Source organism: Advenella kashmirensis WT001 (assembly GCF_000219915.2).
GTDB classification, from domain to species: domain Bacteria; phylum Pseudomonadota; class Gammaproteobacteria; order Burkholderiales; family Burkholderiaceae_B; genus Advenella; species Advenella kashmirensis.
The window spans coordinates 2,574,048-2,588,893 of the sequence record NC_017964.1; the positions used below are offsets into that span (position 1 = coordinate 2,574,048).

Annotated in this window: 9 protein-coding genes and 5 pseudogenes; 8 read left to right on the top strand and 6 right to left on the bottom strand. The window is 56.7% G+C overall.

Annotated features, from left to right (window positions below; genetic code table 11):
* Positions 1-302: 302 nt before the first annotated feature.
* Together TKWG_RS12100 and purN are read right to left on the bottom strand one after the other, a co-directional pair.
* A pseudogene (locus TKWG_RS12100) lies at positions 303-1,663 on the bottom strand (RsmB/NOP family class I SAM-dependent RNA methyltransferase).
* Positions 1,664-1,762: 99 nt separating this feature from the next.
* Positions 1,763-2,374, bottom strand: a pseudogene (purN, locus tag TKWG_RS12105) (phosphoribosylglycinamide formyltransferase).
* 112 nt (positions 2,375-2,486) lie between these two features.
* Between purN and TKWG_RS12110 the strand changes: the two are divergent.
* From TKWG_RS12110 to TKWG_RS12145, 8 genes and pseudogenes are all read left to right on the top strand, one after another.
* Positions 2,487-3,452: a bifunctional riboflavin kinase/FAD synthetase gene (locus TKWG_RS12110; protein ID WP_041709471.1), complete on the top strand. Its 966-nt coding sequence runs from the start codon at positions 2,487-2,489 to the stop codon at positions 3,450-3,452.
* Entirely contained in the window at positions 3,442-6,309 is a 2,868-nt protein-coding gene (ileS, locus tag TKWG_RS12115; protein WP_014751109.1) for an isoleucine--tRNA ligase, read from the top strand. Before TKWG_RS12110 ends, ileS begins: the two co-directional genes overlap by 11 nt.
* Positions 6,302-6,820 carry a signal peptidase II gene (gene lspA / locus TKWG_RS12120; protein ID WP_014751110.1) on the top strand — a complete coding sequence of 173 codons (519 nt, stop codon included), beginning with the start codon at positions 6,302-6,304 and terminating at the stop codon, positions 6,818-6,820. Before ileS ends, lspA begins: the two co-directional genes overlap by 8 nt.
* Positions 6,817-8,032 (top strand): annotated as a pseudogene (gene coaBC / locus TKWG_RS12125) (bifunctional phosphopantothenoylcysteine decarboxylase/phosphopantothenate--cysteine ligase CoaBC). Before lspA ends, coaBC begins: the two are co-directional and overlap by 4 nt.
* A gap of 224 nt (positions 8,033-8,256) precedes the next feature.
* Positions 8,257-8,676 carry a DedA family protein gene (locus tag TKWG_RS12130; protein ID WP_014751111.1) on the top strand — a complete coding sequence of 140 codons (420 nt, stop codon included), beginning with the start codon at positions 8,257-8,259 and terminating at the stop codon, positions 8,674-8,676.
* 66 nt (positions 8,677-8,742) lie between these two features.
* Positions 8,743-9,261: a hypothetical protein gene (locus tag TKWG_RS12135; protein WP_014751112.1), complete on the top strand. Its 519-nt coding sequence runs from the start codon at positions 8,743-8,745 to the stop codon at positions 9,259-9,261.
* Entirely contained in the window at positions 9,258-9,704 is a 447-nt protein-coding gene (dut, locus tag TKWG_RS12140; protein ID WP_014751113.1) for a dUTP diphosphatase, read from the top strand. The genes TKWG_RS12135 and dut overlap by 4 nt, the downstream gene beginning before the upstream one ends.
* A gap of 137 nt (positions 9,705-9,841) precedes the next feature.
* Positions 9,842-10,842 (top strand): annotated as a pseudogene (locus tag TKWG_RS12145) (Bug family tripartite tricarboxylate transporter substrate binding protein).
* A 254-nt stretch (positions 10,843-11,096) separates the two neighbouring features.
* On the opposite strand, the gene TKWG_RS24955 reads toward TKWG_RS12145, so the two are convergent.
* From TKWG_RS24955 to TKWG_RS21610, 4 genes and pseudogenes are all read right to left on the bottom strand, one after another.
* Positions 11,097-12,251, bottom strand: coding sequence for an ABC transporter substrate-binding protein (locus TKWG_RS24955; protein ID WP_050981721.1), 1,155 nt, complete (start codon positions 12,249-12,251; stop codon positions 11,097-11,099).
* Positions 12,252-12,434: 183 nt separating this feature from the next.
* Positions 12,435-13,001 (bottom strand): annotated as a pseudogene (locus TKWG_RS24960) (PqiC family protein); the annotation flags it as partial.
* A complete protein-coding gene (locus tag TKWG_RS12155) occupies positions 12,998-14,089 on the bottom strand; it encodes a PqiB family protein (RefSeq protein WP_050981608.1) in 1,092 nt (363 codons plus the stop codon). The gene TKWG_RS12155 and the pseudogene TKWG_RS24960, both read right to left, overlap by 4 nt.
* Entirely contained in the window at positions 14,086-14,844 is a 759-nt protein-coding gene (locus TKWG_RS21610) for an MlaD family protein (protein ID WP_050981609.1), read from the bottom strand. The genes TKWG_RS12155 and TKWG_RS21610 overlap by 4 nt, the downstream gene beginning before the upstream one ends.
* Between the last annotated feature and the right edge of the window lie 2 nt (positions 14,845-14,846).

Sequence of the window (14,846 nt, forward strand, 5' to 3'; positions counted from 1 at the left end):
AGGATGCTGAGCGATATCAAATCGCGCAGGAATTATAACACTATGATTTAACTAAGAAAAAATTAAATTGCCTTTTTTCTTGATTTTGAGCAAGTCGTGAGCAGAATGTCATTATTCTGACACAGTACTGGCTGCTTTTATTTAAATATAGCCCTATTTCCAGTCTGCAATGCGGGTTTATAGGCCGATTGTGTTGCGCAAGGTTACAAACGCACATTCACAGAGAAATTAGCGGGTTTTAAGCGCCTATTTCTCTATTTTAAGACCATTTTGACAACAAGAGGTTCCGGGCGGCAGTAAATTTATTTGCTGCGTTCCAGTACAGCTGCAAAAAAGCCGTCAGTGCCGTGAACATCCGGGCGCAGCTTCAGATAAGGCGTCGTCATGCCCAGGTCAGGGCAGCGGTCTCCCAGTACCGCCTGGGCGTTAAGCAGTGTGAATTCGGGATGCGCTGCCAGAAACGCATCCACCTGCTGTTCGTTTTCCTGCGGCAGCACGCTGCAGGTGGAATACACCAGCCGACCGCCCGGTGCGACACAGCGTGCAGCACTGTTCAGAATGCGCGCCTGCAGTTCAGTCAGTTCCTGCACGCTGGCCGGAGACTGACGCCACTTGAGATCAGGATTGCGCCGCAATGTGCCGACACCGGTACACGGCGCATCGACCAGCACCTTGTCGGCCTTGCCGGCCAGTCGTTTCACACGGGTATCATTTTCGTTCGATATGGCAATCGGCGTCACGTTCGACAGGCCGCTACGGGCGATACGGGGCTTGGCTTTGGCCAGACGCGCAGCCGATACATCCAAGGCATAAAGCGACCGGCCGAGCGCATCAATGCGCCCAGCAACAATGTTTTGCCGCCAGCGCCGGCGCAAAAATCAATCACCATATCGGTACGTTTTGGTCCGACCAGCAGCGCCAGCAACTGACTGCCTTCATCCTGCACTTCCAGCGAGCCGTTTTCGAACAGGGCCCAGCGGGAAATGGCCGGCTTGCCGTTGAGCCGAATGCCCCAGGGCGAATACGGTGTCGGCTGCGGGTCAAACTCGGCCACCGGTGTATCCTTCATTTGGGCCAATACTGTATCCCTGTCGACCTTGAAGGGGTTCACACGCAGATCAAGCGGCGCCTTGGTATTGAGCGCTGCGATCAGGCTTTCAAATTCGTCCAGCTGGCTCATATGTTCGTACAGCCAGTCAGGCAGGCTGGCGCGTATTTCAGGAGCCAGCGAAGCCGGGTCGATGGTGTCCATGCGCAACAGCCAGCTTTTCTCTTCTTCAGAAAGCTGGCCGGCAATGGTGTCCTTGCCCACGACCGAGGCCAGTCCCAGAATGGCCAGGCGCTCCAGCGCAGGCCCTGTACCGCTTTCGGCGTATTGCCGGTAGCGACGCAAATGACGCAGCACATCGAACACCGCCTCGGCCACTTCATTGCGATCGCGTCCGCCCAGCGATTTGTTGGCCCGGAACCAGGCAGACAACACGGCATCTGCCGGATGTTTCCACTTGAGCACTTCGTTCAGAACGTCGCGGATCTGACCCAGGCGAATGGTGTAGACGCCCCGCTGGCGCGCACCGGGCTGAGGTGCGCGCGGCGTGCGTCGGGTGAAATCGGGTTTCACAGAACGGCGTCCTGTGTCTTTTCTAGCGGATTTGATTGTCATAATTTTTGCCTGATTGAACGATATGTCAAATGGGGTATATCAATAGTGAAATATCCGGTGCCGCTGCGAACGATACCGGTAAACGATATACGCGATATATCAGCTGACATATTCCGTGTCTGCGTAAAACTGCTGTAAGGGCAGTTTTTCTGTAAAGCCTACTTTGCCTTGTTCATCCAGAAACACTGCTTTTTGCGCGAGCCAGCGCATGACCTGGGGATAGAGCTTATGCTCCATGACCAGCACCCGCTGCTCCAGGCTCTGGACGGTATCGTCAGCCATGACGGGAACAACCGCCTGAGCGATGATGGGCCCTGGTCCAGCTCGGGAATAACAAAATGCACGCTGCAGCCATGAACACGTACCCCGGCATCCAGTGCCTGCTGGTGAGTATGCAGTCCCGGAAACAGGGCAGAAGTGAAGGATGTATATTGATCAGCCGCCCGGCGTAGTGCTGCACGAACGCATCGCTCAGAATGCGCATGAAGCCGGCGAGCAGCACCAGATCAGGCTGATAGCGATCAATGCATGCGGCCAGCGCCTGATCATACTGAACGCGGGTCTGGCCGCCTGCCGCATCATACACCAGTTGTTCGGTCTGAATACCCTGCGCCCGCGCCCAGACCAATCCTTCGCTGTTGGCACTATGCGAGATGACGGCGCTGATCTTGACATTTGCCATTTGGCTTGCGGCATGCACCAGGCTTTCATATTGGAGCCGCGCCCGGAAATAAGGATGACGACCCGGGCTGCCGCAGGATTTGTTGGTTTCAACTGAACACTTCCGTAATGCTTTCAAGTTTAAAATTGTAAACTGTATGGCGTGAAAAATCCTCTTCAAATCTCCCGTCAGGCTTTTGCCTCGGCTGCCCAAAGCGGCAGCGCCCTTACCATTGGTAATTTCGATGGCGTCCACCTGGGTCATCAGCAGTTGCTCTCGCATGTCGTGCAAACCGCAGCCAGCAAGGCATTGGTGCCGTCAGTCATGACATTTGTGCCGCACCCGCGCGAATACTTCGCCTTGCGCGAACAGCGCCCCGAGCTGGCGCCTACGCGGATCTCAACCCTGCGAGACAAAGTACGCTCCCTGTCGTGTTGCGGCATCCGGCATATTCATATCCGGCGCTTTGACCAGGCATTTGCCCAACAGACGCCGGAACAGTTCATAGAGGATATCCTGGTGCGCCAGTTGGCGGTCAAGTGGCTTTATGTCGGCGAAGACTTCCGCTTCGGCAGCAAGCGACGCGGCAACATTGCCCTGCTGCGCGAAGCCGGTGCACGGTTCGACTTTGAGGTGGAGACGCTGCGCGATGTCCTGGATCCTAATGGCGTGCGCTATTCCAGCTCAGAATTGCGCCATGCGCTGGCCTACGCAGATATTGAACGGGCCAGCGAATTTCTTGGCCACCCCTATCAAATCAGCGGTCATGTGGTGCATGGTCGCAAGCTTGGTCGCACTATCGGCTTTCCGACGCTCAATGTCCGAGTCATGCCGCGCTGCGCCTTGCGCTCGGGCATATACGTCGTCCGGGTGGAGGGACTGGAGGCCGGGCCGCTGGCAGCGATTGCCAGTCTTGGCGTGCGCCCGACCGTCGAAGAGGACGGACAAGTCCTGCTGGAAGTGCATATTCTCGATAAAAACGTATCGGCATACGGTAAACTTATTACAATAAGCTTTTTGCACGCCGTGCGGGACGAAGAAAAATTCCCCGATTTACAAACTCTGACTGACGCCATCCGCCACGATGCGGACGTTGCTCGCAACTACTTTGCTGTCCATGGATTATAAGAACACCCTGAATCTGCCTGAAACCCCCTTCCCGATGCGGGGAAACCTGCCAAAACGCGAACCCGGCTGGGTGCTTGAATGGGAGGAAAAGAAAGTGTACCAGGCGATTCGCAAGGCCTGCGCTGGTCGCCCTGCCTACATTTTGCACGACGGCCCGCCGTATGCGAATGGCGATATTCATATCGGTCATGCGGTCAACAAGATTCTCAAGGACATTATTCTCAAAAGCCGCACGATGGCTGGCTTTGACGCGCCTTATGTCCCGGGCTGGGACTGCCACGGCATGCCCATCGAAATCCAGATTGAGAAAAAATACGGCAAGAACCTGCCGGTCGCTGAGGTACAGTCAAAGGCCCGCGCCTATGCCCTGGAGCAGATTGACCGCCAGCGCGCCGACTTCAAACGGCTGGGTGTGCTGGGCGACTGGGAGAATCCCTATCTGACCATGAACTACGGCAATGAAGCCAATGAATTGCGGGCACTGGCGCGCATCATGGAAAAAGGCTACGTGTTCCGCGGCCTCAAACCGGTGAACTGGTGCTTTGACTGCGGCTCGGCCCTGGCTGAAGCGGAAGTGGAATACGCCGACCGCAAGGATCCGGCCATCGACGTGGCCTTTCCCTTTGCCCAGAAAGATAAACTGGCTGCCGCTTTCGGCCGCGATAGCGTAGAGGATGGCGCCGTCGTCATCTGGACCACAACGCCCTGGACCATTCCCTCCAACCAGGCCCTGAATGTGCACCCGGAAGTGGTCTATGCCCTGGTGCGCCTGAACGAGCCGCTGCCTACCGGCCCATTGTTGCTGCTGGCCAAGGATCGCGTGCAGGCCTGCCTGGAACACTGGCAGTTGCAGGGCTCGGTTATCGCCGAGTGTACCGGGCAGGCGCTGGACCATATTGCGTTCCGCCATCCGCTGGCCACCGCAGACGCCGGCTATGATCGCCTGTCTCCAGTCTACCTGGGTGACTATGTCACGGTGGATACCGGCACGGGTATTGTGCACTCCGCCCCCGCCTACGGTGTAGAAGATTTCCAGTCCTGCAAGGCCAACGGCATGCCGGATGCAGATATCATCAGCCCTGTCATGGGCGATGGCAAATACGTGCCCTCCCTGCCGTTATTCGGCGGCAAGACGATTTGGGAAGCGAACCCGGATATCGTCAAGGCAATGCAGGACGCCGGAACATTGCTGCATGTGGAATCGCTCAAACACAGCTACATGCATTGCTGGCGTCATAAAACGCCTATCATCTATCGCGCAACCAGCCAGTGGTTTGCCGGCATGGATCGCCAGCCCAATGATCACACCGGCACGCTACGCGAAAAAGCACTGGCAGGCATTGACGCCACCGGCTTTTATCCAGCCTGGGGACGCGCCCGCCTGCATGCAATGATCGCCAATCGTCCAGACTGGACGCTCTCACGCCAGCGCCAGTGGGGCGTGCCCATGGCGTTTTTCGTGCACAAGGAAACCGGCCAGTTGCATCCGCGCACGGTTGAACTGCTTGAACAGATTGCACAGCGCGTCGAAAAGCAGGGTATTGAAGCGTGGCAGGCGCTGGATCCGGCAGAACTGCTGGGCGAAGACGCCGTGCATTACGAGAAAAACCGCGACACGCTGGACGTCTGGTTCGATTCAGGTACCACCCATTTTACGGTCCTGGGCGGCAAGGACAATGCCACCACCGGTTCGCATTCCGATACGCTGCGCTGGCCGGCCGACTTGTACCTGGAAGGATCGGATCAGCATCGTGGCTGGTTCCATTCGTCGCTGTTGACTTCCTCCATGCTGTTTGGCGAGCCACCCTACCGCAACCTGCTGACCCACGGCTTCGTCGTCGACGGTCAGGGACGCAAGATGAGCAAGTCGATGGGCAATGTGATTGCTCCGCAGAAAGTATCCGACTCGCTGGGTGCCGAAATCATCAGACTGTGGACCGCTTCTACCGATTATTCGGGTGAATTGTCCATTTCCGACCAGATCCTCAAGCGCGTGGTCGAAGGTTACCGCCGTATCCGCAACACCGTGTGTTTCCTGCTGGGCAATCTGAATGATTTCGATGCCGCAAAAGATATGGTGGAAACCAGCCAGTTGTTCGAAGTTGACCAATATGCGCTGGCGCTGACGCTGGATATGCAAAATGAAGTGACCGCCTATTACGACGAATTCAATTTCCATCCGGCCATGGCGCGCCTGCAGATTTTCTGTTCGGAAGATCTGGGTTCGTTCTATCTGGACACGCTCAAGGATCGCCTGTATGTCACTGATCGCAATAGCCTGGCACGGCGCTCGGCGCAAACAGCCCTGTTGCACATCACGCTGAGCCTGCTCAAGCTGCTGGCGCCGGTGCTGTCTTTTACAGCCGAAGAGGCCTGGCAGGAACTGCAGAAATCAACGCTGAAAAACACTGACAGCGCAAGCACCGTCACGATCTTTACCGAAGTATTCCACACTCTGCCCGAAGTGGCTGATCACGCAGCATTAAGTAAAAAGTGGCAACGCATCCTGCAGATTCGCGCCGATCTGAACAAGCAACTGGAAGACGTGCGCAGCGCCGGCCGGATCGGTTCAGCGCTGCAGGCCGAGGTTGACGTGTTCGCCGACGGACTGGATCTGGAATATCTGCAAAGCCTGAACGATGATCTGCGCTTTGTATTTATCGTGTCACGTGCAACGGTACATGCCGGCGCACCGGGCGAAGGTGTCAATTTCACAATCACGCCATCCGAGCATCGCAAGTGCGAACGGTGCTGGCATTATCGCGAAGAAGTGGGCACCATTGCCGACCATCCGGATATTTGCTCACGCTGTGACGATAATCTGCATCACGGTGGCGAGGACAGGCACTATGCATAAGGCAGTACAGCCGGCGGCACGCGTTATACCGTATATGATGTGGATTGCGCTGGCATTGGTGCTGCTCGCCGCAGACCAAATCAGCAAACAGTACTTTGAGCAGAATTTCGAGTATCTGCAACGCGTGAATGTGCTGCCGTTCTTCGATTTCATTCTGATCTACAATCAGGGTGCAGCCTTCAGCATGCTGGCAGACGGCGCTGGCTGGCAGCGCTGGTTTTTCATGGCGCTGGGCCTGGCCGCGTCGGCGTTCATTCTGTATCTGCTGCGCAAGCACCGCGAGCAGCCGCTTTTCTGCCTGGCGCTGGCGCTGATACTGGCCGGGGCCATCGGCAACGTCATAGACAGAACGCTCTACGGGCATGTCATTGATTTTCTGCTGTTTTACTGGAACGACGCCTATTTCCCGGCGTTCAATCTGGCCGACACGTTTATTACCATCGGGGCCGTACTGCTGGTCCTGGATGAACTGCTGCGCTATCTGCGCAACAAAAGGGAGCAACAGACATGAGTCCGCTTTCCGGCAAGCGTATCCTGATCGGCGTCACCGGCGGCATCGCCTGCTACAAGGCGGCTGAACTGGTGCGCCGGCTGCAGGATCACGGCGCGACCATCACGGTTGCCATGACGCATGCGGCAACCCAGTTCGTCACACCCACAACATTCCAGGCGCTCTCCGGCAATCCGGTGTATACCGAAACGCTGGACGAGCGCATGGAAAACAGCATGGCGCACATCAATCTGAGTCGCCAGGCCGATCTGATTCTGGTCGTACCGGGCAGCGCCGATTTCATGGCCAAACTGGCTCATGGCCTGGCAGACGATTTGCTCTCGACGGTGTGTCTGGCGCGCGGGATGTGCCCGCTGGTGGTGGTGCCTGCCATGAATCGGGAAATGTGGGGCCATCCGGCAACGCAACGCAATGCGGCGCAACTGCGCAATGACGGCGTCAGGCTCTGGGGACCGGCCAGCGGCTCGCAGGCCTGTGGCGAGGTGGGCGATGGACGCATGCTGGAACCGGAGCAGATTGTTTTTGAAACGCACGCTTTCTTCCAGAGCAAAGCACTTGCCGGCAAAAACATTCTGGTGACCGCGGGACCGACACAGGAAGATATTGATCCGGTTCGCTTTATCAGCAACCGGTCCTCGGGAAAAATGGGTTACGCCATTGCCCGCGCTGCCTGGGAAGCCGGTGCGCGCGTGACGCTGGTCTCCGGCCCCACTGCGCTGGATGCGCCTTACGGCGTTGATCGCATCAATGTAAAAACAGCCCGGCAAATGCATGCCCACGTCATGCAACTGGCGCCGGAGCAGGACATCTTTATCTCGGTAGCGGCTGTAGCAGACTGGCGGGTCAGCAATACGCAAGCCCAGAAAGTTAAAAAAACCGGTGCCCAAAGTGGCCTGGACCTGACGCTGACCGAAAATCCGGATATTCTGCTGAAGTGGCCGCCCTGGCCCAGGCCCATGGTGTGTTGGTTTTGCCGCTGAAACCGAAAACCTGCACGACTATGCCGAAGCCAAGCGCAAACGAAAAAAAATACCCCTGCTGGTCGGCAATCTGGCTCAGGAAACCATGGAGTCGGATCAGTCCCGCATGGTGCTGTTCGACGATCAGGGTAGCCACCCCCTGCCCGTACTGGATAAGCTGGATGCCGCGCGGCGACTGATCGCAGAAATCGCCAACCGCACCCTCAGATCCAACACCTCCACACGCCCTTGATCGCCGGCCCAGGCCGCCTCATCCCGATCACCGATGCAACCCTATATTGATCAGATTCTGGCATTTATCACCCTGCATCAACACTGGGCCGGGCCGGTAATCGGCCTGGTGTCTTTCGGAGAATCACTGCTGATCGTTGGCTTATTCGTTCCGGCGACCGTCATCTTGCCGCTGACAGGGATATTGATTGCCAATGGTACGCTCCACTTTACCGACGTACTGCTATGGGGAATCGCGGGCGCATCCTGGGTGATGCCGTTTCCTACTGGATTGGCAACGCCTACGGCCCCGCCCTGCTTAAAAGCGGCGCCCTGCGCAAACGCCGGCGCTCGGTCGCACGGGCCCGTCTGCTGTTTTACCGATATGGCTTTCTGGCGGTATTTGCAGGTCGCTTCATGGGCGCATTCCGCTCGCTTATCCCCGGCATGGCTGGCATAATGAAGATGCCACAGGGGCGATTTCAGCTGGCCAATGTGCTTTCCGGGGCGATCTGGTTCCCATGGCTGCTGTTGCCCGGGTATCTTGGCGTGCGTGGAGCCGATGCGCTGGGCGCAACAGGCAGCGCCGCCATCCTAGCAATACTGGCAGTGGTGTGTATCATCGCTATCGTTTCAAGGCGAAAGCGGGCTGGACGTCAGCCGTGAAAAATCCGTGACGCCGGCGCAGCAAAACGCAGCTATCCACGCAGTGACAGCCAATGGAGCGCAACAATGAATATGGACTACCGCGAACCCAGAAATGGCGACTTTGCCAGTTATGTAGAAGAACTGAGTCGCCATTTTGATATGAAGGAACAGGCAGTGAACCCGGACTTTTCCTCGGGCTTTCCCTCTCAGCTGGTTGATACAAAAGCACGGGGCAATAGCAAAGCGACGCCAGCCGGCACGCCACGCAGCACCGCCGCCGGGACGGCAACGGTTGGGAGTGGCCAGGCGGATATCGGCTTTCCCGTGCCACCTAGCGGCAAGCAGCACACCGGATTTGAAACCCGGCCGGCTGCATCTGCAAAGAAAAAGAGCTCGTCTTTTCCCTTTGCCCTGGTGGCAGGATTGATTGCCGTGGCCGTTTTTATCCTGGCCAACAACGCCGGCCCTGGTAACGGCCTGGACATGGACGGCGTGGGTGGACCGCTGATCTTCATTCTGGTCATTCTGTTTATTATTTTCAGGCGGATCCGCAATGCCGCCAAACGATTTCCCACTTCAGTCAAAACCAAGAAACAAACATGAAACTTGATGTCAAAATTTTAGATGAACGCATGCGCGACCAGTTGCCAACCTATGCCACTACCGGCTCGGCCGGACTGGATTTGCGTGCCTGCGTCGACCAGGAGCAAACCCTGGCGCCCGGCGCCTCGCTGCTGGTGCCTACGGGCATTTCCATTTATTTGCAGGATCCTGGCTATGCCGCCATGATTTTGCCGCGCTCGGGCCTGGGACATAAAAGCGGTATCGTGCTGGGTAATCTGGTCGGACTGATCGACGCCGACTATCAGGGCCCCCTGATGGTCTCCGTCTGGAACCGCAGCCAGACGCCTTTTGTTTTAAAACCCATGGAGCGCATCGCGCAACTGGTCGTCGTACCCGTCATGCAAGTGTCGTTCAATGTCGTTGAGCAATTTACACAAAGCGAACGCGGCACAGGCGGTTTTGGCAGTACCGGCAGCCACTGACACGGCTGCAGCATCGGTCGGCACCGTATGATGTCCATCGCATTCCAGAGCACGGGGCCTGGCAACCGGTACCCGTAAAACAGCTGGAGCGGTTAGCTCATACGACGCCGGTCCCCTTTATTTTCCAGGAAAAAGTAATGAATCAGACAAAACGAACGCTGTTAAAAAGCGCACTGGCCACCCTGATGGGTGCCGCCCTGCTGCAACCGGTCTTGGCTCAGGAAAAATCGTATCCGAGCAAGCCAATTACCTTTGTTGTGCCCTATTCTCCCGGCGGCCCGCTCGATGGCGTGGCGCGTCTGCTGGCTGAACATGCGGGCAAGACGCTGAAACAAACCATTATTGTGGAAAATAAACCAGGCGCGGGCGGCAATATCGGTGCAAGCATGGTCGCTCGCGCCAAGCCCGATGGCTATTCCATCGTCATGGGCGCGGTCGCGACACACGCGATCAACCCGTGGCTGTACAAAAGCCTGAATTACGATCCGGTGAAGGATTTCGAACCCGTATTGCTGGTATCCGAAGTACCCAATGTGCTGGTGGTCAGTACGGCATTCTCGGACAAAAACAATATCAAGGATGTTGCGTCACTGCTTGAATTTGCCAAAAAAAATCCCGGCAAGCTCAATTACGCCTCGGGCGGCAACGGCAGTGCGGGCCACCTTGCCGGCGAACTACTCAAGCAGCGCACTGGCATTGATGCTGTGCATGTTCCCTATCAGGCGCCAGCCCCGCCAAACTCTCGCTGCTCTCGGACCAGACCCAGTTTATGTTCGATAACCTGGCCTCTGCCCTGCCCCTGGTCAATGACGGCAAGGTGCGCGCCCTGGCGCTGACCACCAAAGCCACATCAAACATCATGAAAGCTGTGCCTACCATGGAAGCCTCTGGCATCAAGGATTTTGATATCAGCACATGGTTCGGTATTTTTGCCACTGGCGGTACGCCCGATGCTGTCGTCAACACCTTGCACCAGGCCTTTGCCGCCGCCATGCAGGACGAAGCCGTCAAGAAACAACTGCTGACCATGGGCTCGGATACCAAGCCATCCTCTCCCGAGGAGTTTGCTGCGAAGGTCAAAAGTGAAATGGCAAAATACAAGGAGATCGTTAAAATCTCCGGTGCCACCGCACAGTAATGCAAGAATGCCTGGCTTGCAAACATAAAGCGCCGCAGCTGTCACGATCGCAGCAGGCGCAATCGCAACAGGCACCACGGCAATTATCACCTGGCATCACACTTGCAATTAGAGCGGTGTGATGCCAGTTTGCTTTGCGGCCCTGGCAAAAAAAGACCGCATCCTGTTTTTGCACAAAGATGCGGTCCCTCTCTCATACCTGTACAGGCTCAATGGCTTATGCGCGCCTTACCGCACAGCCATATCCTGCATTATTATTCTGCAGCATACTGGAAGCGGCCGTCCTCGATTTTTCCCATGACACGGGCGCGGTTATCAAAGCCCTGGTGATCCTTGGCAGAAATATTCAGCACGCCATTGGGTACGGTGAGCTCTTTGGTCGATTCAATGGCGTCACGCAAGGCACTGCGAAACTGCGGTGTGCCCGGCTGGACTTTGTGCTGCAGCGCCTGCTTCACGGCATTGTCCAGTACCATATACGCCCCCCAGGCGTCGCCAGCAAACTGCGTGGCTGAATTGGCGCCGTATTTGGCTTCATATTTCTCTGTAAATTCGCTGGCCACTTTCTTGACCGGATTGGTATCGGGCAAGCCTTTGGCGACCACACCCGGACCGGTAGGGAACAAGGTGCCTTCTACATCCTTGCCGCCCACTTGCAAGAACTCCAGCGTACCAATGCCGTGAGTCTGATAGATCACTCCTTTGTAGCCACGTTGCTTGAGCGTTTTTCCAGGAAGCACGGCAGGCGTACCGGAACCGGCAATCAGGATAGCGTCGGGCTTGGCTGCCATCAGCTTGAGCACCTGTCCGGTAACCGACGGGTCGGTCCGCTGATACGACTCGCGAGCAACCACATCCACCTTGCCGGCTGCCAGGTTGGAAAACTCCTTCCACCAGTTTTCTCCGTAAGAGTCGGCATAACCGATAAAGGCGATTTTCTTGAAGCCTTTCCTGACCATGTCTTCGACCAGCACCTGGGCCATCAGGCTGTCATTCTGCGGCATCTTGAAGGCCCAGTGGCGACCCGGATCATCGGGCGGCGTCACAATGGCGGCTGATGCCGCCAGGGCGATCATGGGCGTCTTCGTTTCCTTCAGCACATCCAGAATTGCCAGGGCAGCCGCAGTCGTATTGGGTCCCACCAGAATATCGATTTTGTCTTCGGAGGTCAGCTTGCGGGCATTGCGCACTGCTTTGCTCACATCGGTGCCATCATCAAGCACGATATATTTGGCGGGCTCGCCGCCCAGCGTTTTGGGCCACAGGTCAATCGCATTGCGCGACTGAATGCCAATGGCCGCCGCCGGGCCGGTGGTCGAAAGGGTAATGCCCACAGTCACATCCGCAAAAGCCAGTGGCGTAAGAGTTGCGGCAAGCAGGCCGGCACAAATGGTAGTCTTCAATTTCATGGATAAACCTCTGGAGAAACAATGTATCTTGCGCCGCCTCAGGGTTATGCAACAGCTCGCCCCCCGACAGAACACTGCAAGAAGTGGCCGCATTCTAACCCGAATGACAGCCCAGCGACTGAATCTGGCGCCATCGGTCGCTCGCACCTGGGTACGGCCATCGATGGCCCCCGCAATCACATCGGACAATAGAGCGAGCGCCTGCGACTGGCTATGCACCAATGCATCGACGCCGCTGCCGGCCTGAACCTGGATCCTGGTCTGGCAAACACGGGATCGATTGTGCCCCCATGCGCACCGGTTGATGCGCCAGGTGGCGTCAATCACCGCTGCTTTGTTCAGAATCATATCAAAGCGATGAAAAGTGGTCTGAATCAACCAGACCGGCAGCTTCTGTTCACTGCCGGTAATACCCTGAATATTGATGGCCCCAAGACGGCTCACCAGATTGGCCGATAGGGTTTTCTGGATTTCATCCTGCAATGAACCCGCCCAGCGCGAGCCATTGAGAGGAACCACGGCCGACGAATCGGTTGAACTGCGAATCATCAATTGCGGTTTATCCACGACATCGGGAATGGTCACATCATGGATGTTGACACCGTATCGGGCCGCGCCCTGCACATTGGCCGAATCGGTGGCGGCCAGCGTGTAATATTGCGTAGGTGCAGAGGCGCAGGCGCCGAGCATGGTAGTAACGGCGATCAACGCCAATGGTCGCAGGGTTGCGGACAAATTACGCCTCATCATTGACTTTCCTTGAACGGGATGTTGTCTTGCGAACGACCTCGAATCAGCGAACTGGGCTCGGCCTGCAGATAGTCGCCCAGGCTGCGAATGGACTTGGCCGCCCGCGACAGTTCCTTGATCATGCCATTGAGCTGCAGCATGACCGGGCTCTCGTCGGCCACCACGCCACGAACACTGCCGAGGGTTTTATTGACGCCATCCAGCGAACGACCCGCTTTCTGTACGGTCGTGGTCAGGGCCGGCACCATGGTGGAATCCAGGGTACGCGCCAGTTTGGATATGCTTTGCAAGGTCTCATCAAGCGAATGACCAATAGAGTCTATCGGCAGGTTTTTCAGTTTTTCAACGATGACATTCAGCTGCTGCTGCAATTCGTCAAAGCTGCCAGGCACAGTAGCAATTTGCACCGGCTGCTTGTTGACGTCTGGAACTGGCGGCTTTTTGGCCATCTCCGGGAAATAATCCAATGCCACGTACAACTGACCGGTAAAAATATTGGCAAAACGCAATTGCGCCTGAATGCCGCTGCTGACAAACTCCTTGAGCGCCACATCATGAAGCGCTTCGCCATTTTTGTCGCGCCGTTGCGCTTCGGGTATCGCGGCGCCTAACCGATTCTCATAGATCACACCGTCGACAATCACCGTGGTTTCTTTGGTGGCAATATCAAATTCCATGGAGATATTTTTGACTTCACCCAACAGAATACCCTTGAAATCAATGGCTGAGCCTGTCTGCAAGCCCCTGACCGACTTGTCGAACTTCATGCGTATCGGAAAGGCAAGCCCATCAGGCCTGGCCAGGGCCTTATCTTCTGTCGGGTTCAGTACAAACCGGGTTCCGTCAGGCGCCGGTTCGGGCGGTGTCTTTTCATCGCTGGACGGTAATTGGCCGAAGGAAATCCCGCCGGCCAGAACGGAAACCAGTGACTGGGTTTTCAGATTGAGCCCCCCTGCATTCAGGGACAGGTCAACGCCGCTGGCATTCCAGAAGCGGCTGTCCTTGGTGACAAAGCGATCATAGGGCGCATCAACAAAAATCTGGACTTCAACGCCTTTGCCATCCTTGCTGAGCGTGTAGTTGATCACCTGCCTACCTCCAGGCGGCGGTACAGGACCGGCGAGCCCAAATCAAGAGAATTCAGACTGGGAGCGGTAATGGTAAACCGTTTGCCAGGTCGGCCGCTGACTAGCTCAGGCGGCTTTTCCAGGCCGACAAATTCATTGCGATATTCTGCCTTGCTCTGATGCGAATCATCAATGTCCACGCCGATATAGGCGCCGGACACCAGCGTGCCCAGCCCGGACACGCCACTGGCAGCCAGGCGCGGCTTGACCACCCAGAACCGGGCCCCTTCACGCATCAGAAACTCGGCGTTTTGCTTGAACGATACCTGCACCAGCACCGAATTGTGGTCGTCGGTCAGGGTAATATCAGTCACCGTGCCCACCACGACATCCTTATAGCGCACCTGAGTCTTGTCAATTTCCAGGCCCTCTGCCGTTTTGAAAGTCACGGTCGCAATCGGCCCTTGTTGCATATAGCCACGCACCAGCAACGATAATCCGATGATTGCAGCGATGAGAGGCACCAGCCAGATCCACGAAATATTTTTATTTTTCTTTTGCGTGATGACCGGCGTCTTGGCGATCACCGGATTAGGCTGGTTGGAGGAAACGTTCTGTGTGCCGGCCTGTGCATGTTCCTGAGCCGAGCCGCCCTGGCCTTGTGCCGCGGCGCCTGCTGCCTGCCCGGACGCGGGTGTTTGATGATCGGCCGGCGACGCCCCGCCTTGCGACGGGCGCTCGGAAGCGTCCGATGGTGGCAGATCTTTTTCAGACATAT